The 20,972-nt window shown below is 66.9% G+C and carries 21 protein-coding genes; 13 read left to right on the top strand and 8 right to left on the bottom strand.

Going from position 1 to position 20,972, the window contains the following annotated elements; translation table 11 throughout:
• The first annotated feature begins 14 nt into the window (after positions 1 to 14).
• Genes AC07NY_RS09970 through AC07NY_RS09950 form a run of 5 tightly spaced genes read left to right on the top strand, consistent with a single transcriptional unit; the run spans position 15 to position 5,393 of the window.
• A complete protein-coding gene (locus AC07NY_RS09970) occupies positions 15 to 551 on the top strand; it encodes a GNAT family N-acetyltransferase (RefSeq protein ID WP_494583579.1) in 537 nt (178 codons plus the stop codon).
• 41 nt (positions 552 to 592) lie between these two features.
• Entirely contained in the window at positions 593 to 2,395 is a 1,803-nt protein-coding gene (locus AC07NY_RS09965; protein ID WP_494583578.1) for an amino acid ABC transporter permease/ATP-binding protein, read from the top strand.
• A gap of 32 nt (positions 2,396 to 2,427) precedes the next feature.
• Positions 2,428 to 3,360 (top strand): ABC transporter substrate-binding protein, encoded by a 933-nt coding sequence (locus tag AC07NY_RS09960; RefSeq protein ID WP_494583577.1) that lies wholly within the window; start codon positions 2,428 to 2,430, stop codon positions 3,358 to 3,360.
• A 44-nt stretch (positions 3,361 to 3,404) separates the two neighbouring features.
• The gene (locus AC07NY_RS09955) at positions 3,405 to 4,337 is read left to right on the top strand and encodes an ABC transporter substrate-binding protein (protein WP_494583576.1); all 933 of its coding nucleotides are present in this window, start codon (positions 3,405 to 3,407) and stop codon (positions 4,335 to 4,337) included.
• Between the two features lie 18 nt (positions 4,338 to 4,355).
• A complete protein-coding gene (locus AC07NY_RS09950) occupies positions 4,356 to 5,393 on the top strand; it encodes an LLM class flavin-dependent oxidoreductase (protein WP_494583575.1) in 1,038 nt (345 codons plus the stop codon).
• Positions 5,394 to 5,555: 162 nt separating this feature from the next.
• On the opposite strand, the gene AC07NY_RS09945 is transcribed toward AC07NY_RS09950, so the two are convergent.
• Both AC07NY_RS09945 and AC07NY_RS09940 read right to left on the bottom strand, forming a co-directional pair.
• A complete protein-coding gene (locus AC07NY_RS09945) occupies positions 5,556 to 6,566 on the bottom strand; it encodes a DUF2891 domain-containing protein (protein WP_494583574.1) in 1,011 nt (336 codons plus the stop codon).
• Entirely contained in the window at positions 6,563 to 7,489 is a 927-nt protein-coding gene (locus tag AC07NY_RS09940; protein ID WP_494583573.1) for a hypothetical protein, read from the bottom strand. The genes AC07NY_RS09945 and AC07NY_RS09940 overlap by 4 nt, the downstream gene beginning before the upstream one ends.
• A 92-nt stretch (positions 7,490 to 7,581) precedes the next feature.
• On the opposite strand from AC07NY_RS09940, the gene AC07NY_RS09935 reads away from it, so the two are divergent.
• Entirely contained in the window at positions 7,582 to 8,490 is a 909-nt protein-coding gene (locus tag AC07NY_RS09935; RefSeq protein WP_494583572.1) for a LysR family transcriptional regulator, read from the top strand.
• 141 nt (positions 8,491 to 8,631) lie between these two features.
• On the top strand, positions 8,632 to 9,402 hold the full coding sequence (locus AC07NY_RS09930) for an HpcH/HpaI aldolase family protein (RefSeq protein ID WP_494583571.1): 771 nt from the start codon (positions 8,632 to 8,634) through the stop codon (positions 9,400 to 9,402).
• 36 nt (positions 9,403 to 9,438) lie between these two features.
• Here the strand turns inward: AC07NY_RS09930 and AC07NY_RS09925 are convergent, their stop codons facing one another.
• Positions 9,439 to 10,410: a Bug family tripartite tricarboxylate transporter substrate binding protein gene (locus AC07NY_RS09925; protein WP_494583570.1), complete on the bottom strand. Its 972-nt coding sequence runs from the start codon at positions 10,408 to 10,410 to the stop codon at positions 9,439 to 9,441.
• A 196-nt stretch (positions 10,411 to 10,606) separates the two neighbouring features.
• Between AC07NY_RS09925 and AC07NY_RS09920 the strand changes: the two genes are divergently transcribed.
• The 4 genes from AC07NY_RS09920 (at position 10,607) to AC07NY_RS09905 (ending at position 15,046) form a co-directional block, all read left to right on the top strand.
• Positions 10,607 to 11,308, top strand: coding sequence for a GntR family transcriptional regulator (locus AC07NY_RS09920; RefSeq protein WP_494583569.1), 702 nt, complete (start codon positions 10,607 to 10,609; stop codon positions 11,306 to 11,308).
• On the top strand, positions 11,298 to 12,215 hold the full coding sequence (locus tag AC07NY_RS09915) for a dihydrodipicolinate synthase family protein (RefSeq protein WP_494583568.1): 918 nt from the start codon (positions 11,298 to 11,300) through the stop codon (positions 12,213 to 12,215). Before AC07NY_RS09920 ends, AC07NY_RS09915 begins: the two co-directional genes overlap by 11 nt.
• A 174-nt stretch (positions 12,216 to 12,389) precedes the next feature.
• Positions 12,390 to 14,123 (top strand): L-arabinonate dehydratase, encoded by a 1,734-nt coding sequence (gene araD, locus AC07NY_RS09910; protein ID WP_494583567.1) that lies wholly within the window; start codon positions 12,390 to 12,392, stop codon positions 14,121 to 14,123.
• A complete protein-coding gene (locus AC07NY_RS09905; protein WP_494583566.1) occupies positions 14,123 to 15,046 on the top strand; it encodes a 3-hydroxyacyl-CoA dehydrogenase NAD-binding domain-containing protein in 924 nt (307 codons plus the stop codon). The genes araD and AC07NY_RS09905 overlap by 1 nt, the downstream gene beginning before the upstream one ends.
• A gap of 3 nt (positions 15,047 to 15,049) precedes the next feature.
• On the opposite strand, the gene AC07NY_RS09900 is transcribed toward AC07NY_RS09905, so the two are convergent.
• Together AC07NY_RS09900 and AC07NY_RS09895 are read right to left on the bottom strand one after the other, a co-directional pair.
• Positions 15,050 to 16,444 carry a DUF2793 domain-containing protein gene (locus AC07NY_RS09900; protein WP_494583565.1) on the bottom strand — a complete coding sequence of 465 codons (1,395 nt, stop codon included), beginning with the start codon at positions 16,442 to 16,444 and terminating at the stop codon, positions 15,050 to 15,052.
• 66 nt (positions 16,445 to 16,510) lie between these two features.
• The gene (locus AC07NY_RS09895) at positions 16,511 to 17,260 is read right to left on the bottom strand and encodes an aspartate/glutamate racemase family protein (RefSeq protein WP_494583564.1); all 750 of its coding nucleotides are present in this window, start codon (positions 17,258 to 17,260) and stop codon (positions 16,511 to 16,513) included.
• A 247-nt stretch (positions 17,261 to 17,507) separates the two neighbouring features.
• Between AC07NY_RS09895 and AC07NY_RS09890 the strand changes: the two genes are divergently transcribed.
• Both AC07NY_RS09890 and AC07NY_RS09885 read left to right on the top strand, forming a co-directional pair.
• On the top strand, positions 17,508 to 17,882 hold the full coding sequence (locus AC07NY_RS09890) for a VanZ family protein (RefSeq protein WP_494583563.1): 375 nt from the start codon (positions 17,508 to 17,510) through the stop codon (positions 17,880 to 17,882).
• A gap of 207 nt (positions 17,883 to 18,089) precedes the next feature.
• Entirely contained in the window at positions 18,090 to 19,532 is a 1,443-nt protein-coding gene (locus AC07NY_RS09885; RefSeq protein WP_494583562.1) for an undecaprenyl-phosphate glucose phosphotransferase, read from the top strand.
• Between the two features lie 14 nt (positions 19,533 to 19,546).
• On the opposite strand, the gene AC07NY_RS09880 is transcribed toward AC07NY_RS09885, so the two are convergent.
• The 3 genes from AC07NY_RS09880 to AC07NY_RS09870 all read right to left on the bottom strand — a co-directional run bounded on the left by AC07NY_RS09880 (position 19,547) and on the right by AC07NY_RS09870 (position 20,962).
• Positions 19,547 to 20,194, bottom strand: coding sequence for a WecB/TagA/CpsF family glycosyltransferase (locus tag AC07NY_RS09880; protein ID WP_494583561.1), 648 nt, complete (start codon positions 20,192 to 20,194; stop codon positions 19,547 to 19,549).
• Positions 20,195 to 20,256: 62 nt separating this feature from the next.
• Positions 20,257 to 20,478 (bottom strand): hypothetical protein, encoded by a 222-nt coding sequence (locus AC07NY_RS09875; protein WP_492287917.1) that lies wholly within the window; start codon positions 20,476 to 20,478, stop codon positions 20,257 to 20,259.
• Positions 20,479 to 20,566: 88 nt separating this feature from the next.
• A complete protein-coding gene (locus tag AC07NY_RS09870) occupies positions 20,567 to 20,962 on the bottom strand; it encodes a (R)-mandelonitrile lyase (RefSeq protein WP_492287916.1) in 396 nt (131 codons plus the stop codon).
• Positions 20,963 to 20,972 lie beyond the last annotated feature (10 nt).

Below are 20,972 nucleotides of genomic sequence, written 5' to 3'. Positions count from 1 at the left end.
GAAAGGCTCCCGCCATGGCCGATGAATTCTTCTACACGACCCCGCTCGACCCGCTCGCCCAGCCCCTGGTCGAGCAGCTCACCTGGGAATATGCCACGCGCTACGGCAGCTATTTCGGCGAGCCGCCCGGCGCCGAGATGAGCCGCTACCCGGCCGAACTCTTCGCCCCGCCGGACGGCAATTTCGTGCTGCTGTTGCGCGACGGCCAGCCGATCGCAGGCGGTGCCTTCAAGCGCTACGACCAACATACCGCCGAGATGAAGCGCATCTGGACCCATAGCGATTACCGCCGCCAGGGTCTCGCTCGCCGCATCGTCGCCGAGATCGAAGCGCAGGCGGTCAGGCAGGGCTATGGCAAGATCTACCTGACCACCGGCTTCCGTCAGCCCGAGGCCAAAGGGCTCTATCTGGAGACCGGCTACACGCCGCTCTTCGACGTCACGGTCGATCCCGAGATCTACCGGAAACTGCCCTTCGAGAAGGAGCTTTCCGCGCTGCCGGCCTCGCTGCCGCGCCCGCGTGACGCTCACGCCGCCCGCGACGCTGCCTGACCGGGCCGCCTCTCCCTCTCTCATAACAAGAAGAGCCAGCCATGACCCTCGCCAGCGATTTCGCGGGCTTGCCTACGCACGCCCAGAATCCAGCCCCGCACCGCGATTTCAGCCGCTATCGCATCGTCCCCGCCCGCTATCCCGGGCGCACCATCGGCACGGTCTTCGCCGCTGTCGTGATCTTCGCGATCGTGAATTCGGTGCTCTCCAATCCGCGCTGGGGCTGGGACGTCTTCGCGGAGTGGTTCTTCGCCGAACCCGTGCTGGTCGGGCTCGGCCGCACGCTGTTCCTGACGCTGCTTGGTACGGTCTTCGGCTTCCTGTTCGGTACCTTGCTGGCACTGGCGCGGGTCTCCGGTTCGCCGCTGCTCGCCTCGCTGTCCTGGGGCTATGTCTGGCTGTTCCGCTCGATCCCGCTGATCGTGCTGCTGCTGATCCTGAACAATCTCGGCTATCTCTACAGCACGATCTGGCTCGGCATTCCCTTCACCGATATCGGCTTCGGCAGCTGGTCGACCACGCAGCTGATCACGCCCTTCTTCGCGGCCGTGCTGGGTCTCACCCTCAATGCCGCGGCCTTCTCCTCGGAGATCGTCCGTGGCGGCATCCTCGCCGTCGACCAGGGCCAGCATGAGGCCGCAGCCGCGCTCGGCCTGCCGAAGCACCGCCAGGTCTCGCGGATCGTGCTGCCGCAGGCGATGCGCTCGATCCTGCCGACCGCCTTCAACGAGATCATCAGCCTCGCGAAGGGCACGAGCCAGGTCTACATCCTCGCCCTGCCGGAGCTGTTCTACACCATCCAGGTCATCTACCGGCGCAATCTCGAGGTGATCCCGCTGCTCATGGTGGCCACGGTCTGGTACCTCGTCATCCTCAGCGTCCTCTCCTTCTTCCAGCGCCATATCGAGCGCCACTATGCCCGCGGCGCCCTGCGCAATCCGCCCCCGTCGGCGATCGACACGGCCCTGCGCTGGCTCGGCAGGAACCGCGTCGCCCCGGCGATGGCCGGCACCGGCTTCACTGCCCCGACGCAGGCTCCTGCTGCGCCGCGCACGGCCTCGCTCGCCACGCTCTCCCCGCGCAGCGGCGGCGAGATCCGCATCAGCCATGTCTCGAAGAGCTTCGGCCCGCTCAAGGTGCTCGACGATGTCAGCCTGTCGCTGCGCCCCGGCAGCGTCACCGCGATCATCGGCCAGTCCGGCTCGGGCAAATCGACCCTGCTGCGCTCGATCAATCATCTGGAGCGCGTCGACGAGGGCTTCATTGCCATCGACGGCGAGTTGATCGGCTACCGGCAGGACGGCGAGACGCTCTACGAATTGAAGGAGAAGGACATTCTGGCCCGGCGCGTCGATGTCGGCATGGTCTTCCAGAACTTCAACCTCTTCCCGCACCTGACCGCGATCGAGAACATCGCCGAGGCGCCGGTGACCGTGCGCGGCCTCTCCCGCGAGCAGGCTCTGGCGGAGGCGCAGGAACTGCTCGCCCGCGTCGGCCTCGCCGAGAAGGCGAACGCCTATCCGCGCCAGCTTTCCGGCGGCCAGCAGCAGCGTGTCGCCATCGCCCGCGCGCTCGCCCTCAAGCCCAAGGTCCTGCTCTTCGACGAGCCGACCTCGGCGCTCGACCCCGAGCTCGTCGGCGAAGTGCTCGACGTCATCAAGGAGCTCGCCCGCTCCGGCACGACGCTGGTCATCGTCACCCACGAGATCGGCTTCGCCCGCGAGGTCGCCGACCAGGTCGTCTTCATGGAAGCCGGCCGCATCGTCGAGACCGGTGTCCCGGCCGACGTGCTCGGCAACCCCAGTCACAGCCGCACCCGCGAATTCCTCGCCAAGGTGCTCTGACCTTACCCGCCCGCCAGACAAGGAAACCGCCCATGATCACGCGCCGTAACTCGCTCAGCCTCCTCGCCGGCGCCGCCTCGGCCGCCATCCTCCCTGCCCGCGCCTTTGCCCAGCAGGGTATCGACCTCTCGCCCGAGCAGCCGGGGCGCCCTCGCGCGCAGATCGACGAGGCCGCGATCAAGCTCATCGCCAAGGATGCCAAATTCGCGAAGGACGGCGTGTTCACCGTCGCCAACAATACCGGGCGCTTCCCCTTCGGCGGCTATGCCAGCGACACCAAGACGATCATCGGCGCCGAACCCGATATCGCCCAGCTCGTCGCCGACGCGCTGGGCCGCAAGCTGGAGGTCATCCCGACCGCCTGGGCCGACTGGCCGCTAGGCGTCACCTCCGGCAAGTTCGATGCGGTGATCTCGAACGTCACCGTCACCGAGCAGCGCAAGGAGAAGTTCGACTTCTCGACCTACCGCAAGGACCTGCTCGGCTTCTATGTGAAGAAGGACAACGAGATCGTCATCCGCGAGCCGCGCGATGTCGCCGGCCTCAAGATCATCGTCGGCGCCGGCACCAATCAGGAGCAGATCCTGCTGCGCTGGAACGAGGCCAATCTCAAGGCCGGCCTGAAGCCCGTCGACATCCAGTATTACGACGACGATGTCGTGCTTTACCTCGCGCTCGAATCCGGCCGCGCCGACGCCTATCTCGGCCCGAATGCCCTGCTGAGCTACAAGGCCGTACGTGAGAACAAGACCCGGCTCGCCGGCAATTTCTCCGGCGGCTGGCCGATCCTCGCCGAGATCGCGGTCACGACCCGCAAGGGCGCCGGCCTCGCCGATGCGATCACCCAGGCGCTCAACACCCAGATCAGGAACGGCAATTACGCCAAGGTTCTGGCCCGCTGGAACCTCTCCGCCGAGGCGATCGAGGAATCCCGCACCAACCCGCCTGGCCTGCCGAAGGCGTGATCGCCTCGCCCGACCGCGGACACTTTCGAGAACTGGAGACCATCATGATCCCGCGACGGACACTGCTGTCGCTGCTCGTCGGCGCGCTCAGCGCCGCGAGCCTGCCCGCCCTCGCCCAACAATTGCCCTTCGACCTCGGCCCGGAGCAGCCCGGCCGCATCCGCGCCGACAAGGACCCGGCCGCCATCGCCGCCGTGCCCAAGGGCTTCAAATTCGTCGAACCCGGCCTCTTCACCGTCGGCATCAGCCCCGGCGGGCCGCCGCTCACGACCTATGCCACGGACGCCAAGACCGTGATCGGCGCCGATCCCGACTTCGCCCTGCTGATCGCCGACAGCCTGGGCTTGAAGCTCAATCTCGTACCGCTGGCTTGGGCCGACTGGCCGCTCGGCCTGACCTCCGGGAAGTACGACGCCGTCATCTCGAATGTCGGCGTCACCGAGCAGCGCAAGGAGAAGTTCGACTTCTCGACCTATCGCCTCGGCCTGCACGGCTTCTTCGTCAAGGCCGACAGCAAGGTCACGAGCATCAAGGAGCCGAAGGATGCCGCGGGCCTGAGCTTCAGCGTCGGCGGCGGCACCAATCAGGAGCGCATCCTGCTGGAATGGAGCAAGCAGAACGTCGCGGCCGGCTTGAAGCCGCTCGAACTGCAGCTCTTCGATGACGAGGCCGCCCGGCTCGTCGCCTTGCGGGGCGGCCGCGTCGATGTCGTCGTCCAGCCCCATGCCCAGCTCGTCTTCATCGCGGCCCGCGACAAGGACATCAAGCGCATCGGCACGCTGAGCGCCGGCTGGCCGCTGAAATCCGACGTCGCGATCACCACCCGCAAGGGCAGCGGCCTCGTCGATGCCCTGACGCTGGCCACCAACAACCTGATCAAGTCGGGCAAATACCGGCAGGCGCTGGCCCGCTGGGGCATCGAGGAGGAGGCGGTCGAGCGCTCCGAGACCAACCCGCCCGGCCTGCCCAAGTACTGATCTGAAGAGCCGACTGACATGACGAAGCTCTCGATCCGGCACATCGCCTTCCTGACGCCCGGCAATTACGACGATGCCGATCCCCACCGCGGGCTCGAAGACACGCTCTCGCTCTTCGAGCATGGCGAGGCCATCGGCTTCGACAGCGCCTGGATACGTCAGCGCCATCTCGAACCCGGCGTGTCCTCGGCGGCGGCCTTCCTCGCCGCCGCGACCCAGCGCACGCGCCGGATCGGGCTCGGCACGGCGGTCATCCAGATGGGCTACGAGAATCCGTTCCGGCTGGCGGAGGACCTCTCGCTGGTCGATGTGCTCTCGGACGGCCGCTTGAACATCGGCCTCAGTGCCGGCCCGCCGCCCTTCGGCAAGCTCCTGGGCGAGCGCCTCTTCGATGGCGATCCGGCTGCGATCGATTTCTCGCATGCCCGCGTCGCCCGGCTGGCCGCCAATATCGAAGGCGAATGGCTCGGCGATGCCGATACGCGCATCACCTCGGCCGCCGGCGAACATCGCCCACGCCTGCGCCCATACGCGCCCGGCTTGCGTGAGCGGCTCTGGTATGGCGGCGGCTCGCTACGCTCGGCCCGTTGGGCGGCGGAGAACGGCTTCCACCTGCTCGTCGGCAATATCAATACGGCTGAGGAGACCGACAGTTTCTTCGAAGTGCAGCGGAGCCATATCGAGACCTTCCGCGCCCACTGGAAGGGCGAAGGCCAACCGCGCATCGCCGTCGGTCGCGTCATCGTCCCGCTCGACGGGGCCGACACAGTGACGCGCCAGCGCTATCGCGACTATGCCGCGAGCCGGCACGCCCGCACGCTTGCCCCCCAGGGCGAGCGACGAACCCAGTTCGCTCCAGACCTCGTCGGAACCGCCGCGGAACTGATCGAGCGCCTCGCGGCGGACCCGATCCTGCCGCTCGTCGACACGCTGCGGCTGGAACTGCCCTATAATTTCAGCATCGACGACTACCGCCAGATCACGACCGATTTCGCGAGGCTGGTCGCCCCCGCGCTCGGCTGGCGCGGCGGCGTCGAGCTGAAGGGCGCGGCCTGACCGGCTTAAACCGCGCTGATTTTTCTCGGAAACACAGCGTCATCCCGGGCTTGCCCCGGGATCCATCGAAGGGCTGCGGAGCGCTACGATGGATCCCGGATCGGCGCTGCTGCGCAGCTTGTCCGGGATGACGCCCTGTTCACGTCGGAAATCAACGAGCCCTTACCGCTCCTCGATGGCGAGCACGGCGAAACTCGCAAGCCAGTGCTCACCCATATAGTCGCCGGCGATATGCGGCAGCCCGGTTTCGAGATGCAGCCTCGCCGCATCCGCGATGACCAGGCGCCGCACATCGCCCTCAGGCAGCGCCGCCGCCAGCGCACTCCAGCACCAGGCGCGGCTGAGATTGAGCCCGTCGAGATGCGCGATCTTGCCGTCGGTCCGGTCCGTCACCGTCGCCGGCTTGAACAGGATCGCCGGCTGCTGCTGCGCGATGCGCGGCAGGAAGCGCTCGAACCAGGGCAGGAAGCGCTCCGCCGGCAGCAGGCGGCGCATGCACTCCGCCTCGATCAGCGCCGAGGACTGGAAATCGTCGCCGCTCGGCTCGCCCCAGGCCGGGCAATCCTCGTCGGCGCCATACCAGCGCAGGGCCGTCTCGCGCAGCAAGGTCAGGAAGGCGCCGTCCTCGGTCGCATCGGCATAATCCGCCGCCATCCGCAGGCCGAAGGCCGTGTTGAAATGCGTGCCGACCCGCACCGGATAGGTCGCGATCGGCAGGAAATCGCGGAAGCGCTGGGCAAAGGCCTCGGCGAGCGGCTCCAGCGCCCGGCCCCAGCGCCCGTCGTCGAGCCCCTTCAGCTCTGAGGCAAGCTTCAGCAGCCAGCCCCAGCCATAGGGCCGCTTGAAGCCGCGCGCCGTCGGCTGAGCGAGATAGGCGCATTCGACCGCAACCTTCTCCGGGACGAGCTGCTCGTCGAACAGCGCGACGATATCGGCCACCGCTTCCATCATCGGATAGCGCCGCAGCAGGCGAGCCAGCATCCAGTAGCTGTGCACGCAGGAATGCCAGTCATAGCTGCCATAGAACACCGGATGCAGCTGGCTCGGCGTCTGCGCATCCTGCGGCCCGGCCAGCGTATGGTCCGGCTTGTTCGGGTATTCACGACGGACATGGCCGAGCGCGATGCGGGCGAAGCGATGGGCGATCTCTTCGGTCAGCGTGGGGGTGGTCATGAAGTGGCTTTCTCCGGCGTGGCCCAGCGTATCAGGAATGCGATCAGGCGGGGGGTCATGTAGATCGGAAACTGCGTCGCAGCGAAGAAAAGCGCCATGGTCGGCGAGGTCGAGGCCCCGAGCGCCGACCAGACCAGCCCGACATTGCGATTGCCCAGGATCAGGCCGATGCCGAGCCGCTCGGCCAAGGTGCCGGGCAACAGCACCACGCCAAATCCCTGCAGGGCCAGATTGCAGGCGAAAGCCAACGCCACACAGGCCAAAGCAGCCATGGGCTCGGCCTCGATCTGGGCACGCACCCCGGCCATCGTCGAAATCGCGAAGATCAACAGAGCGGCCAGCACCAGTCCGTCGATGGCATCGGCATGGCGTTTCAAGGTTCCCGCCGCGCGTTGCCTCAGGACCAGCGCGACGCCTGCCGCCCCAGCGGTCAAAACGAACAAACGCAGAGCCAACTCGACCGGGTCAAACGCAATCCCGGCGAACCATGACGCCAGCAGCGGCACGCTCAGCGGCGCCAGCGCCATCGACAGCAGGGTGACCGCAAGCGGGATCGTCGCATCGAGCCCCAGCATCCGTGCCACGGCAGCGGTTCCGCCCGATGGGGGCGCACAGACCGCGAGCACCATGGCAAGGGCCAGCTCTGGCCCGATCCCGATCACGCGAGCGGCCATCCCGACCAGCACGGGGCAGACCAACATCACCACGATTGGCAAGAGCGCCGAAAAGCGCGGCTGCCACAGGGTTCGCTTGAAATCGGCCGCGTTCACACGGAGCAGCGTGCCGAGCACGATTACGAAGATCGATGCCGCCATCGCCGGACGTGCGGCCTCTGCCAGTGCCGGAAAGGCAAGGCCGGCAAGCACACCGACGATCAGCAGGGTCGGCCCGCGCGGCGCAAGGCGCAAAATAGGATTCGTCATGCGGCGTCCGGCCTGTCGATCGAGTGCCGCTCAAGCTAGGTCGGGCAATTTCATTGTTGAAATCGATTTTTGATATCTTCATCATTGCTCAGATGAATTTAACAGCAATCGACCTCAACCTGCTGGTGGCCTTCGAAGCCCTGATGGAGGAACGCCACGTCACGCGCGCGGCAAGCCGCATCGGCTTGGCCCAGCCTTCGATGAGCAGCGCGCTCCGGCGGCTGCGCGACCTGTTCGGCGACGAACTCTTCCTGCGCGGTCCCGGCGGCATGCAACCGACCGACAAGGCGCTGGCCCTCGCCCAGCCGATCGGCGCAGCGCTGGAACAGATCCGCGGCGCGCTCGCGCCCGGGCAGGGCTTCGATCCCGCCACCTCGCGACGACGCTTCGCGATTGCCGTGACGGATTACGGTGACCTCGTGATTGTCCCCGCCCTCGTCGTGCTGTTGCGCCGGGAAGCACCGGGCGTCGATCTTGCCGTACGCCCCATCACGGACGCCGCGGCAGCACTGGCAAAACTCGAACGCGGCGAGCTCGACGCCCTGATCGGCGGCCATCTGCCGGATTCACCGGCCAGCCTGCGCCGGCCCCTGTTCGAGGAGCACTTCGTCTGCATCCGCGATCAGAAACACGCCGCTGACGCGGCCGCTCTCGGCATCGGCGAATACGCCGCCCTGCCCCATGCCCTGTTCTCGGCAGCCGGTGGCGACGGTTTGCCGAGCGCGATCGACGACAGGCTGGCACGCCAAGGCCTGAAACGTCGCGTCGCGGTCACGCTCCCTCATGTCGTCGCCGTGCCCTTCGCCGTCGCCGGCACCGATCTTATCGCGACCATGGCCGAGCGCGTGGCGCGGCGCTTCGCCGAGAGCGCCGGGGTTGCGGTGCTGCCGCTTCCGTTCGAGAGCCCGGCCTTCGCCATCGATCTCGTCCACGCCCGGCGCGCGCTCGCCGACCCTGCTCTGCGCTGGCTCGTCGAAGCCGTCACGAGAGCGGCCGCCTGATTCGTCCTCAGGCTGCAACCCCGCCATCTCCTGCCGCCGGGTCCTCTTGCCCGCTCGGTATGGTCTAACCGAGTCTGTGCGCTCCGACAGGCTTCGGCCAGCCGGGTAGCGTCGCCAATCAATCGCCTGAGGGGAAACGCCGTGGACCTGCCTGCCAACGCCTTCAAGGCCGCACTGAAGCGCGGCGAGCTTCAGATCGGATTGTGGAGCAGCCTGTGCAGCCCGATCGTGTCCGAGATCATCAGCCAGAGCGGCTTCCACTGGATTTTGGTCGATACCGAGCATTCACCCAATGAGCCTCCCGACGTCATCGCCCAGCTCCAGGCCCTGAAGGGCGGCACCGCGACCCCGATCGTCCGCCCGGCCTGGAACGACGCCGTCCTGCTCAAGCGCCTGCTCGATATCGGCGTGCAGGCCGTGCTCGTGCCCTTCGTCCAGAACGCCGAGGAAGCGCGCAAGGCCGTCGCCGCCTGCCGCTATCCGCCCGCCGGCATCCGCGGCATCACGGTCAGCGGCCGTGGCAGCCATTACGGGCGCGTGCCGGACTATCTCAAGCGCGCCGATGGCGAGATCTGCGTGCTGGTGCAGGTCGAGACCGGCGAGGCGCTCAGCCGGATCGAGGAAATCGCCTCGGTCGATGGCGTCGATGGCGTCTTCATCGGCCCGGCCGATCTCTCGGCCTCGCTCGGCCATATCGGCAATCCCGGTCATCCCGAGGTTCAGGCGGCGATCCAGGACGCCGTGAAGCGCCTGACCGCGATCGGCAAGCCCGCCGGCATCCTGACGCCGTCCGAGCCCGATGCGCGCCGCTATATCGAATGGGGCTATCGCTTCGTCGCGGTCGGCTCCGATCTCGGTCTCATGACCAAGCAGGCCGACGCGCTGGCCAAAGCTTTCGCCCCCCAGCGCTGATCGGCGCGTTAGAAGCCGGGGCGCTAGCCCCGGCCCTCACTCGATCTTCACATTCGCCTTCTGCGCGACCTCGGCCCAGCGCTTGGTCTCGGAGGCGATATGGGCGGTGAACTGCTCCTGACTCGACCCGACCGGATCGACGCCGAGCTTCTTCAACTGCTCGATCACCGCGGGCTCGCGCATGATCGCCTGCGTCTCTGTCGAGAGCTTGGCGACGATCTCCTTCGGCACGCCGGATGGCGCGAAGAAGCCATGCCAGGAGCTGGCATCGTAACCCGGAATGAATTCGGACAGCGCCGGCAGGTCCGGGGCGACCGCGAGCCGTTTCGGCGTCGCGGTGGCGAGCGCGCGGATCTTGCCCTCCTGCACATGCGGCCAGGCGATCGTGATATTGTCGAAGGTGATCTGGATCTGGCCGCCAAGCAGGTCCTGCGTCACCTGCCCGCTCGACCGGTAGGGCACATGCACCATGTCGGTGCCTGTCGAGACCTTGAACAGCTCGGCTGCCATATGGGTCGAGGTGCCCGCCCCCGACGAGCCGAACGAGTATTTGCCGGGGTTCTTCTTCAGAAGGTCGATCAATTCCGGCACGGTCTTGGCCGGCAGGTCGATATTGACCATCAGGATGTTCGGAACGCTCGCCACCTGCGAGATCGGCGCGAAATCCTTGATATGGTCGAAGGGCAGCTTCGTATAGACGGCCGGGTTGATCGCGTGGCTCGACACCGTGCCCATGGTCAGCGTGTAGCCGTCGGCCGGCGCACGCGCGACAGCGGCGACGCCGGTATTGCCGCCGGCGCCGGGCCGGTTCTCGACGATGAACTTGCCGCCGAGCCGCTGGCCCAGCCGGTCGGCCAGGATGCGCCCGAGCAGGTCGGTCGTGCCGCCAGCCGCGAAGGGCACGACGATGGTGACGACCTTGCTGCCGGGATAGTCGCCCTGCGCCAAGGCGGGCCCCGCCGCAGCCAGGCAGGCGGCGGCGATGATGGTTCTGCGCGTAATGCTCATCGGTTCGTCTCCCCGTCGCGGATAATTCCGCCTGCACCTCATGACGGGCGCTTGTCCCCAGCGATAACACAGGATCGCGGATTTGAAATCTGAAATTTCAGATTGCTGGACGCAGCTCTTTGTGCTGTTTGATGGCCATGGCGCATGAGCCGGCAGCCGCGGTGGAGCGGTTCCGGCAACGCGCCCTGGAAGAACCATGTTGCAGCCTGCCGTCGAACCCGTTGCGCCCGATCTGCTGCGTTCGCTGCGTGAGCATGTCCATGAGCGCTTGCGCCGCGCCATCGTCGCCGGGCGCTTCCGCAATGGCGAGCGCCTGAACGAACGCCATCTCGCCGAGATGCTCGGCGTCAGCACGACGCCGGTGAAGGACGCGATCCGCAAGCTCGAAAGCGAGGGGCTGGTCCGTACCGAAGCGCGACGCGGTGTCTTCGTCGAGTTCTCGCCCCGTCAGGCCTTGGAAATGGCGCTCGGCCGCGCTGCGCTCGAAAGCGTCATGGCCCATATCGCCGCCAATCATCTGACCGAGGATGGCGCAGCCGAGCTCGGCAAGCTGATCGCCGAGATGGAGCAGGCGACCGAGCATGGCGATCTCGAGGATCTCGTCGCGCTGAACGAGACCTATCATCGGGCGATCCACCGCATCTCCGGTTGCACCTATCTGGAGCGCCGCCTCGACGGCCAGCGCATGTACGACCATGCCCAGCGCATCGCCCTGCATTCCGAGCCAGATGAGCGCCGGAGAGGCTTCGAGGAACATCGCGACATCTACGAGGCGCTCCTGGCGCGCGATCCCGCGCGCGCCGAGCTCAGGATGCGCCGTCACATCGTCCGCTCGGCGAAGGCCCATGTCAGGCTGGTCTTCGGCGCGGATGCGGAGGGACTGGATTATGACGAATGACAAGGTCCGCCGCGCGCTGCGCGGCATTTCGGGCGTCCATGTCACCGCCTGGACGGCGGATGGCGAGGCCGACTGGGCGTTGACCGGCAGGATCGTCCGGCGCATCGCGGAAGCCGGCATCCACAACATCGTCTCGGCCGGCAATACCGGCGAGTTCTACCCGATGACGACGGCCGAGGTGGAGCGCTCGCACGCGACCGCCGCCGAAGCCGCCGCCGGCAAGGCGCTGGTCACCGCCGGCATCGGTCGGTCCCTGCGCGAGGCGGTCGCGACCGGCAAGCTCGCGGCCAAGGCCGGCTGCGATGCCGCGATGGTCCACCACCCGCTCGACCCCTTCGCCGCCCCGCAATCCCAGGCCGACTACATCCTCGCGATCGCCGAGGCGCTGACCATCCCGCTCGTCGCCTATATCCGCTCGGACGCCATCGGCGTGAAGGACCTGATCCGCGTCGCGACGCACCCCAATGTCGCCGGCGTGAAATTCGCCTCGAACAACATGATGCTGCTCGCCGATTGCGTACGCGAGACGGAAGGGTCGTCGGCCAACTGGATCTGCGGCCTCGCCGAGGGCTGGGCTGCGCCCTTCTATGCGCTCGGGGCCCGCGGCTTCACCTCGGGCCTGATCAATGTCGCGCCGAAGCGTTCGCTCGCCGTCTGGCGCGCGCTGGAGGCAGGCGACTATGAAACGGCCCGCCGCGAGGTCGATGCCATCGCCGGCTTTGAGAAGCTGCGCACCAAATACGGCAACGGCGCCAATGTCACGGTGGTGAAGGAGGCGCTGGGCCTGCTCGGCACCGATGTCGGTCCGGTCCGCCTCCCCGGCCTGCCGGAGCTGAACGAGGCCGAGCGGGCGGAGCTGCGCGGCATCGTGTCGGGCTGGGGTAGCCAGCGCGCCGCAGCGGAATAACCTCTGTCATTCCGGGGCATCGCGCAGCGATGAACCCGGAACCCACGACCGGGTGAGCCCTTCACAGCAGGCGGACACCGTCTGACCCAGTCGTGGGTTCCGGGTTCGACCCTGCGGGTCGCCCCGGAATGACAAGCCATCGAGCCAACAAAGAGCATCACCGAGGAAACGCCCATGTCCGCCCGCCCCCGCAAGACGCCCGAGACCCTGCGCAGCTGGCGCTGGTTCGGCGCGAGCGACCTGCGCTCCTTCGGGCATCGCTCGCGCGCGTTGCAGATGGGCTTCGGCCATGAGGAGTTCATGGGCAAGCCGGTCATCGGCATCATCAATACCTGGTCCGAGATCAACCCCTGCCACACCCATCTGCGTGACCGCGCCGAGGCGGTGAAGCGCGCGGTCTGGGCGGCCGGCGGCTTCCCGATCGAAATCCCCGTCATGTCGGTTTCCGAGCAATATCAGAAGCCTACGACCATGCTCTATCGCAACTTCCTGGCGATGGAGACAGAGGAATCGATCCGCTCCCACCCGCTCGACGGCGCCGTCCTGCTCGGCGGCTGCGACAAGTCCACGCCGGCCCTGATCATGGGTGCATGCAGCGCCGGCCTGCCCTTCATCTTCGTGCCGGCCGGGCCGATGCTGCGCGGTAACTGGGCCGGCAAGGTGCTGGGCTCCGGCGCCGACGTCTGGAAATACTGGGCCGAGAAGGAAGCCGGCAACATCACCGACGGTGAGTGGAAGGACATGGAGAGCGGCATCGCCCGCTCCTACGGCACCTGCATGGTGATGGGCACCGCCGCGACCATGATGAGCCATGCTGAGGTGCTCGGCCTCACCCTCCCCGGCTCCTCCGCCATCCCCGCCGCCGATGCCGCCCATCCCCGCATGGCCGCAATGGCGGGCAAGCGCATCGTCGAGATGGTCTGGGAAGACCTGACCCCGGATCAGATCCTGACCCGCAAGAGCTTCGAGAACGCGCTGACCGTCCATATGGCCGTCGCCGGCTCGACCAATGCGATCATCCATCTGGTCGCCATGGCCGGCCGCGCCGGCGTGCCGCTGACGCCGGATGATTTCGATGCCTTCTCGCGCAACGTCCCCGTCGTCGCGAACCTGCGCCCTTCAGGCGATTTCCTGATGGAGGATTTCTTCTATGCCGGCGGCCTGCCCGCCCTGCTGAAACAGCTCGAAAGCAAGCTCCACACCGATGCGATGACCGTGACCGGCAAGCCGATCGCCGAGACCATCGCACTCGCCCAGGTCTATGACGACAACGTCATCCGCCCGCTCGACAAGCCCGTGTCGACCGCCAATGGCCTTGCCGTGTTGAAGGGCAACCTCGCGCCCGATGGCTGCGTCATCAAGCCCTCCGCCGCCGAGCCGCGCCTGCTCAGGCATTCCGGCCCGGCACTGGTCTTCGAGCATTACGATGCGATGATGCAGGCCGTGAACGACGAGAATCTCGATGTCACCGCAGACCACATTATGGTGCTCAAGAATTGCGGCCCGGTCGGTGGCCCCGGCATGCCGGAATGGGGCATGCTGCCGATCCCGAAGAAGCTGCTGAAACAGGGCGTGCGCGACATGCTGCGCATCTCGGATGCCCGCATGTCCGGCACGAGTTACGGCGCCTGCATCCTCCATGTCGCGCCGGAGGCCTATATCAAGGGCCCGCTCGCGGCCGTGCAGACCGGCGACATCATCAGCGTCGATGTCGAGGCGCGCAGCATCTCGGTCAACCTCGCTGAGGAAGAGATCGCAGCCCGCCTCGCCGCGTGGGCGCCGCCGGACCGCGATTATCCCCGCGGCTGGGGCAAGATGTCGGCGGCCCATATCCGCCAGGCCGACAAGGGCTGCGATTTCGACTATCTGGAAGGGACGGCGAAGGTGCCGGAACCCGAGATCCATTGATGCAGGATATCCGCGACATCGAGCGCGTCGCCATCATCGGCGCCGGCCTTATCGGCAGTTCATGGGCGGCGCTGGCCATGGGCCACGGCCTGAACGTTTCAGCCTACGATCCCGCCCCTGGCGCGGAGGAGAAGTTCCGCCATGCGGTCGGCCGTGCCCGCGCCCAACTCTCGGAGCTGGGATTGGCCAATACCGGCCAGTACCTTTTCACGAACAATCTCGACGAAGCCCTGCAAGGCGTTGATTTCGTTCAGGAGAATGGGCCGGAGAACGAAACGGCCAAGCGCGAGCTGCTAGCCCGGCTCGATACAGCATTGCCGCCCGAGGTCATCATCGCCAGCAGCACTTCGGCCCTGCTGCGCAGCGCGATCGTCGCGGATTGCCAGGACAAGCGCCGGGTCATCGTCGCCCATCCCTTCAATCCGCCACATCTCGTCCCATTGGTCGAGATCGTCGGCGAGGACGAGGCGGTCGTCGCGCGCGCCGCCGCCTTCTATCGCAGTCTCGACCGGCGCCCGGTCATCCTCCAGCGCGAAATGCCCGGCCATGTCGCCAACCGGCTGGCGTCGGCGCTCTATCGCGAGGCCGTCCATCTGGTCGAGCAGGGCGTCGCCAGCGTCGCCGAGATCGACGCCGCGCTTTGCAACGGCCCCGGCCTGCGATGGGCCCTGATGGGGCCGCACATGACCTATCATCTCGGCGGCGGCGAAGGCGGCATCGCCGGCTATCTCGCCCATCTCGGGCCGAGTCAGGTCCGGCGCTGGCAGTCCCTCGGCACGCCCTCGCTCGACGCGGATGTCCAATGCAAGATCATCACGGGCGTCGCGGAAGAAGCTGCCGGACGCACGATCCAGCAGCTCGAAGAACGCCGCGACGAAGGGCTGCTCGCCCTGCTGCGCGCCCGCAAGCTCGTCAGCGAGTAAGCCTCACAGCTCCGCGTCGAAGGCGATCGCGTCGAACGCCGCCCTCACCCGCCCCAGCGCTTGCGCGGTGACATAGGCATAGGCGCGCTCAGACGATTGCGCGACGACGCCCCGGTCGGTGCCCTGCACGTTGATCTCCAGCGAGACCGTGGCCGTGACGCTCGGCGTCGCCCGCATCGGCACCGGAAAGGTCAGGCTCTGCCGGCTCGCCGCAGCAGCAGCTTGATAGGCATCGATCAGCACCTGCCCGCCCTGCCGCAGATGGTAGCGCCGGCACAACATCTGCTCGTCGGAGAGCGGGCGCGCCACCCAGCCTGTCGCAAGCCGCCCGCGCTCCAGCTTGATCCGCGCGAAGCTGACGGCGCCCGCGCTTGGCGACAACCGAACCTGCAGCACGCCGGTATCTCCGACGGCGGGCGCCAGCGTGAGCGAACGCCGCCCGGCCCCGGCTGTGATCGTGCCGGACTGGCTGCCGATCGTGACCGCGAGGCTGCCGCCGCTCAGATCCTCGACCGAGAGCGTCAACGGCAGACTGACGAAGGACGAAAGCCCCCAGAGCGCCGGCTCGACCGGCTGGATGATCGCGCCCGACGTCAACGTGAGGGTGAAGCCGCTGAGCGAGAGATTCGCTCCACCCGTCGCCGCCTTCCAGCGATCGAAGCCGTAGGCGCCAGCCGCCAGCGCGCCGCCTGCGAAGCCGCGCTGATTGATCGCCATGTCGCCATTGACCAGCAGGTTCGCGCCGGAAGCCCAGGGCGAGCCCGGCAAGGCGACGCCCCCCGAGGCCCGGTCGATCGCCAGCGCATCATGCCAGGCCGAGCCGTCGGCACTGACCTTGATCCGGAAATCGTCGTCTCCGGCGAGGCCGAACTCGGCCCGGCCCGACCAGTTGCTCTGGAACAGCAGGCTCGCGGTGTTACCGGCCGCATTCTTGTTGATCTTCATCCGGTGATCACTGCCGGCATGGCTGAACAGGCTGGCATCCGAAGACACGGCAAGGCGATTGGTCGTGTCAGCCGTCGCGTTCACGCCCCAGCGCTCGGCGCCGAGGCTGCTGAGCGGGCTGTCGCGGCGCCATTCCGTGCCGGTCCAAAGATTGTGCTCGGCCTCGTCGATCACCCAGGCCTGCCAGCCGGCGCGCGGTGCGAGGAAAGTCCAGCCGCCATCCTCGAACAGCGCGACCTGATTGGTGCGACCGGCAAAGGCCCCGGTGCCGCCAGCCGGCACGACATAAGCAGAAAGCGCGGTCGGCGAAGCGGGCGGTGCAGCCTGAGTTCGGCTGTCGACGGTGAGATGGACCAGCCCGTCGAGCCGCATCAGGGCATCGTTATGGGTGACGTGCTTCTGCGCCTGCCCGGCAGCGAGCAGCGGCAGGGAAAGACGGGGCGTATCGGTCATGGGGCCTCGCGGAAGGGGATTTCAGCGAGGCGGATTATCGGGCGGCTGGAAGGACCGGGGATAAGTTCAGCCGAAGCGGCGCGGCCTCAAGCCCGCGTGGAACCAGTTGATCAGCGAATAGATGTCATGGACCGGGAGCCCGGTCGCCGCCTGCACATCGGCCGCATAAGGCGGCATGTTCGTGCATTCCAGCACGATCGCGCCGACCTCCGGATGGCGGGCGACGAGATCGAGCGCCGCCTGCACGACGTCCTGCCGGGCGAGCTCGACATCCATGTCGTCCTTCTCGGCCTTGATCAGGACGCGGAAGAACTCGCGCCCGTTCTCCGTGCCGGTGACGGGCGTGTCGAGCGGTACGCCCGCCGCCTCCAGATGCTTCGGCGTCAGCGACCCCGCCGAGACCGTGACCACGCCCACGCGCTTGCCCGGCGGCAGCGTCGCCTGCACCCAGGGCACCTGCATCAGCGAAGAGGTCGCGACCGGTACGCCGACCGCAGCCGCAAGCTCGCGCTGGAACAGCGAGAGGAAGCCGCAATTCGTGGTGATCGCCTCGGCGCCGAGCCGGACGAGATCGCGAGCGGCCTCGATGAAATCCGGCAGCAGCCCGGCTGCGCCCTTGAGCACGACCTTTTCAGGACTGGCGCCGCCAACGACGCGATAGAGCACCGGGAAGGGCCAGGTCGTGCCATTGCCCATATCGCCGGGAATCCGCGGAAAGCGGGCTTCCAGCATCAGGATGCCCAAGGGAACACCGTAGATCGCCTTTCCACCGCGCGCGATGCGCGTCGGCGAAGGTGCAGTCGAGAACTCCGTCATCCAGCCTCCGCTTGCCGATGAGTCGGCATGCTAGCTTCGACATGGGCGGTCCGTCACCCGTGGATCAGGCCACGGAGGCAGAGTTGAAGAGAAACTTCATCAGCTTCGGTCGAAACTCCGGCCGCCGCCATTGCTTCGTCGTTTTTGCATCGCCATAAGACCGGCTCTCGTTCCGCTCTCGCGCGATTCCGCCGGTTCTGGTCCGTATCTTGCCTGCCCCGCCACGCCGTTCGTCCGGAGCCCGGTCTTGATTCTTTCGCTCGACAAGTTTCGTCGCATCGCCGTGATGGCAGGCTGGGCTGCCCTGCTCGCGATCCTGGTCTCGACCCTGTCCCCCCTGGGGGCGCGACCGCATATTCCCTATCTGGACGCGGATACCGAGCGCTTTCTCGCCTTCTTTGCCGCCGGCGCGGCGCTGGCTTTTGCCTATCCGCGCCAGCGCTGGCTTGTGCTGGCGGGCATCGTCGCCTTCGCCATCGGCCTCGAGGGGCTCCAGACGCTGGAGGCGACCCGTCATGGGCTGCGTCACGATGCGATCGTGAAGGTTGCCGGCGCCACGCTCGGCAGCGTCGCTGCCGCGGCATTTGACACGATGGCGCAGCGCCTCCGCAAGCCCGCCTGACGCATCCTGGCACAACAGCATCCGGCAAGATGCCGGCTCGCGCTGCTCTTTTCGGCTGAGCGCCCCCTATCCGCGCCAATCTGGCCCGTATCCCTACGGCATGGGCCTTGCCACTTCCCTCCCGACCATGGCCCGGCGCCGGCACATTGTGCCGCAACGGGACATACTCAAGCCGGCTCACGCCGGCATGGCTGGCCGGGGGAAGAGATGAGCGTCAATGATCTGAGCGGCATGCCGCAAGCCCTGCCCGACAACCGAGCCGGCATCTGGCGCCTCTCGTTCGGGCCGCTGACCGCGGCAACGGATGCCGCCGTGGTCGCCTCCCTCGTCTATGCGGTGTCGTTCGCCTATCACCTCGGCGCCACGAACCTGCCGGGCGTCGACCGCTCGACGCCGGAACTGGCAGCGATGCTCGCGACCCTGTTCGTCTTCATCAATCTGATGCGCGGCCGCTATCAGATCGGCAACTATCTCTCGACGCGCGGACAGATCGGCTCCGCCTTCGCCGTCTGGAACATCACGATGGTCGCCTTCCTGGCCCTGCTGTTCCTCGCCAAGATCGCCGATCATTACTCGCGCGCCGTCATGATCGCGACCTATCTCTGCGGCATCCCCGTCATCGCCCTGTCCCGCTCGGCGGTTGTCCGGCTGATCGCAGCCGGCAGCCGGACCGGGCGGATCACGGCCGAACGCGCCTTCCTCATCGGGCGCGAGGCGAACATCATGTCCTTCGTCTCGCGGCATAAGCCCTGGCATATGGGTTTCGCGGTGACCGACGTCGCCTTCCTGAAAACGTCGCGCGAGGCCGGCCCGGCCGCCCTGGCGGCGGATCTCGCCACAGCCGTGGCGAATTGCCGTATCCGGCGGCCGGACGCGGTCTTCATTGCGGTTCCCTGGTCCGATCAGGAAACCATCTCGGCCTGCGTCGATGCCTTCACGAACCTGCCGGTTGCGATCCATCTCGCCCCCGAGCCGATCATGGAACGCTTCGGCAATGCGCATGTCGTCCATACCGGCACGCTCTCGAGCCTGCGCCTGACACGCCAGCCGCTCTCAGCAGTCGAGATCGCAGTGAAGCGCGCCTTCGACATCGTGGCAGCGTCCTGCGGCATCATCCTGACTCTGCCGCTGCTGCTCCTGATCGCGGCGCTGATCCGGCTGGACTCCCCCGGTCCCGTCCTGTTCCGCCAGCGGCGTTACGGCTTCAACCAGCAGGCTTTCCGCATCTTCAAGTTCCGCACGATGACGACGACCGATGACGGCCAGGTCGTCGTTCAGGCCAAGCGCAACGACCCCCGGATCACGCGGCTCGGCCATCTGCTGCGTCGCTACAATCTCGACGAACTGCCGCAGCTCCTGAACGTCATCGCCGGCGACATGTCGCTCGTCGGGCCGCGCCCCCATGCGCTGGCGCATGATATCGAATTCGAGCGCAAGATCGCCAACTATGCCCGCCGCCACAACGTCAAGCCCGGCATCACGGGCTGGGCGCAGGTCAACGGCTTCCGCGGCGAGACCGATACCGACGAGAAGATGGCCGGCCGGGTCGCCTACGACCACTGGTACATCGATAACTGGTCGTTCTGGCTCGACATCACCATCCTGTTCCGGACAGTCCTGAGCAAGAAGGCTTTCGCGAACGCGCGCTGAGGCCTTGGCATCACTCAGCCCCGGCCGCGAGGCCGTGGCTGGGTGATGCCAGCCGGCTGAAAGGCGCCGCGGAGCCTTTGCATCAGAACGATACGGCAGAAGGCCAGCCCCGCTTTTGCCGTCGCTCCAAACCGAAGCAGTCGCCTCGGCAGGATATGATCGGAAAGGAAGTTCGGTCCCCCCAGGACAAAGCCCGGAAAGCTCCCCGGCAGGTTGACGCACTCTCCACGGATTCCCGCCGCGTCGCATTGCGCGCAGAACTGCCGAAAGCGCGCCTTCGGGAGATCGGTGACGATCACATCCGCATCTGCCGCCGCGATGTGATCGAGCACGGCGCGGTCGACCGGCCCGGCGAAATCGGCATCGCAGATGCCGGCGACGCGCAGCCCCGGCCAATCCGACGTGATTCGCTCCCTCAGCGCATAGATCGCGCGGCTATCGCCACCAAAGAAGAAAACGGCCCGGTTCCGCCCGGCGCAGTCGCGCAGGAAGGCGGCCATCGCGCCCTCCCCGCCGTCCCGCGCGGGAATTGCAAGCAAGCGTGCCTGGCCCTGAATGATGCTCGATTGCACGGCGATCCCGACATGGATGCGGATTGCATGCCGGACGGTCCGGCACGCTTGCGCCCATCTCCAGGCGATATGGTAAATTTTTTGACACATGCCGCAACGTCAAGTTTTCGGCGCGATCTTGCAGAAATGAGGCAGCGCGACAGGGCGCCGGATCAAGCGAAGTGGCGCCAAACCGTGCGGCCGAGCCAGAGACTCCACCCCGCCACGAGGGTCAGGGCCAGCAGTGCCGCCCCGATGATCAAGGACCGGCCGATCAGGATGCTCACGACGCTGTCCGCGATCGCCGGCTCGTTGTCGTTCGCAGCCTGCGGCCGCCGGCCGAAGCCGGGAGCGTGAACAGGTGCCGGAAACCGTGGCACGCGCTCGGGTCGCATGGAACTCTCTCGCAAGGTTACTCAGGCGTTAAGCAGGAACGAATATCAATGATCCAATTCGCGACGAAATAAAAGCGCAAGATGCGCGCTATCCGCCATATTGAGTGTCGGAAACCTGCTCCAGCCAGTCCACGACCTTGCCGTCCTGCACTTCCTGGATCGCGATATGGGTCATGGCCGTTGCAGGAGAGGCGCCATGCCAATGCTTCTCCCCTGGCGGGAACCAGACGACGTCGCCGGGCCGGATTTCCATGATCGGCCCGCCCCAGCACTGAGCCCGGCCGAGGCCTGCGGTAACGATCACCGTCTGCCCAAGCGGGTGGGTGTGCCAGGCCGTGCGGGCACCCGGCTCGAAGGTGACGTTAGCCCCCTGGACGCGCTCGGCCGCATGGGCGTTGCAGAGCGGGTCGATCCTCACCGTTCCGGTGAACCAGTCCGAGGGGCCCTTTCCGGAAGGCCGGGAGCCAGCACGCGTGATGTCCAAGGAATCTCTC

The organism is Allobosea sp. GW821-FHT09G06 (genome assembly GCF_059416005.1).
Note: the sequence above shows the minus strand (reverse complement) of the source record. Positions and strands in the feature narration are given on the sequence as shown.

Bases quoted from the DNA above. Each gene is read 5' to 3' on its own strand.
- AC07NY_RS09970 (WP_494583579.1), top strand. From the start codon at position 15: ATGGCCGATGAATTCTTCTACACGACCCCGCTCGACCCGCTCGCCCAG.
- AC07NY_RS09965 (WP_494583578.1), top strand. From the start codon at position 593: ATGACCCTCGCCAGCGATTTCGCGGGCTTGCCTACGCACGCCCAGAAT.
- AC07NY_RS09960 (WP_494583577.1), top strand. From the start codon at position 2,428: ATGATCACGCGCCGTAACTCGCTCAGCCTCCTCGCCGGCGCCGCCTCG.
- AC07NY_RS09955 (WP_494583576.1), top strand. From the start codon at position 3,405: ATGATCCCGCGACGGACACTGCTGTCGCTGCTCGTCGGCGCGCTCAGC.
- AC07NY_RS09950 (WP_494583575.1), top strand. From the start codon at position 4,356: ATGACGAAGCTCTCGATCCGGCACATCGCCTTCCTGACGCCCGGCAAT.
- AC07NY_RS09945 (WP_494583574.1), bottom strand. From the start codon at position 6,566: ATGACCACCCCCACGCTGACCGAAGAGATCGCCCATCGCTTCGCCCGC.
- AC07NY_RS09940 (WP_494583573.1), bottom strand. From the start codon at position 7,489: ATGACGAATCCTATTTTGCGCCTTGCGCCGCGCGGGCCGACCCTGCTG.
- AC07NY_RS09935 (WP_494583572.1), top strand. From the start codon at position 7,582: ATGAATTTAACAGCAATCGACCTCAACCTGCTGGTGGCCTTCGAAGCC.
- AC07NY_RS09925 (WP_494583570.1), bottom strand. From the start codon at position 10,410: ATGAGCATTACGCGCAGAACCATCATCGCCGCCGCCTGCCTGGCTGCG.
- AC07NY_RS09920 (WP_494583569.1), top strand. From the start codon at position 10,607: ATGTTGCAGCCTGCCGTCGAACCCGTTGCGCCCGATCTGCTGCGTTCG.
- AC07NY_RS09915 (WP_494583568.1), top strand. From the start codon at position 11,298: ATGACGAATGACAAGGTCCGCCGCGCGCTGCGCGGCATTTCGGGCGTC.
- araD (WP_494583567.1), top strand. From the start codon at position 12,390: ATGTCCGCCCGCCCCCGCAAGACGCCCGAGACCCTGCGCAGCTGGCGC.
- AC07NY_RS09905 (WP_494583566.1), top strand. From the start codon at position 14,123: ATGCAGGATATCCGCGACATCGAGCGCGTCGCCATCATCGGCGCCGGC.
- AC07NY_RS09900 (WP_494583565.1), bottom strand. From the start codon at position 16,444: ATGACCGATACGCCCCGTCTTTCCCTGCCGCTGCTCGCTGCCGGGCAG.
- AC07NY_RS09895 (WP_494583564.1), bottom strand. From the start codon at position 17,260: ATGACGGAGTTCTCGACTGCACCTTCGCCGACGCGCATCGCGCGCGGT.
- AC07NY_RS09885 (WP_494583562.1), top strand. From the start codon at position 18,090: ATGAGCGTCAATGATCTGAGCGGCATGCCGCAAGCCCTGCCCGACAAC.
- AC07NY_RS09880 (WP_494583561.1), bottom strand. From the start codon at position 20,194: ATGTGTCAAAAAATTTACCATATCGCCTGGAGATGGGCGCAAGCGTGC.
- AC07NY_RS09875 (WP_492287917.1), bottom strand. From the start codon at position 20,478: ATGCGACCCGAGCGCGTGCCACGGTTTCCGGCACCTGTTCACGCTCCC.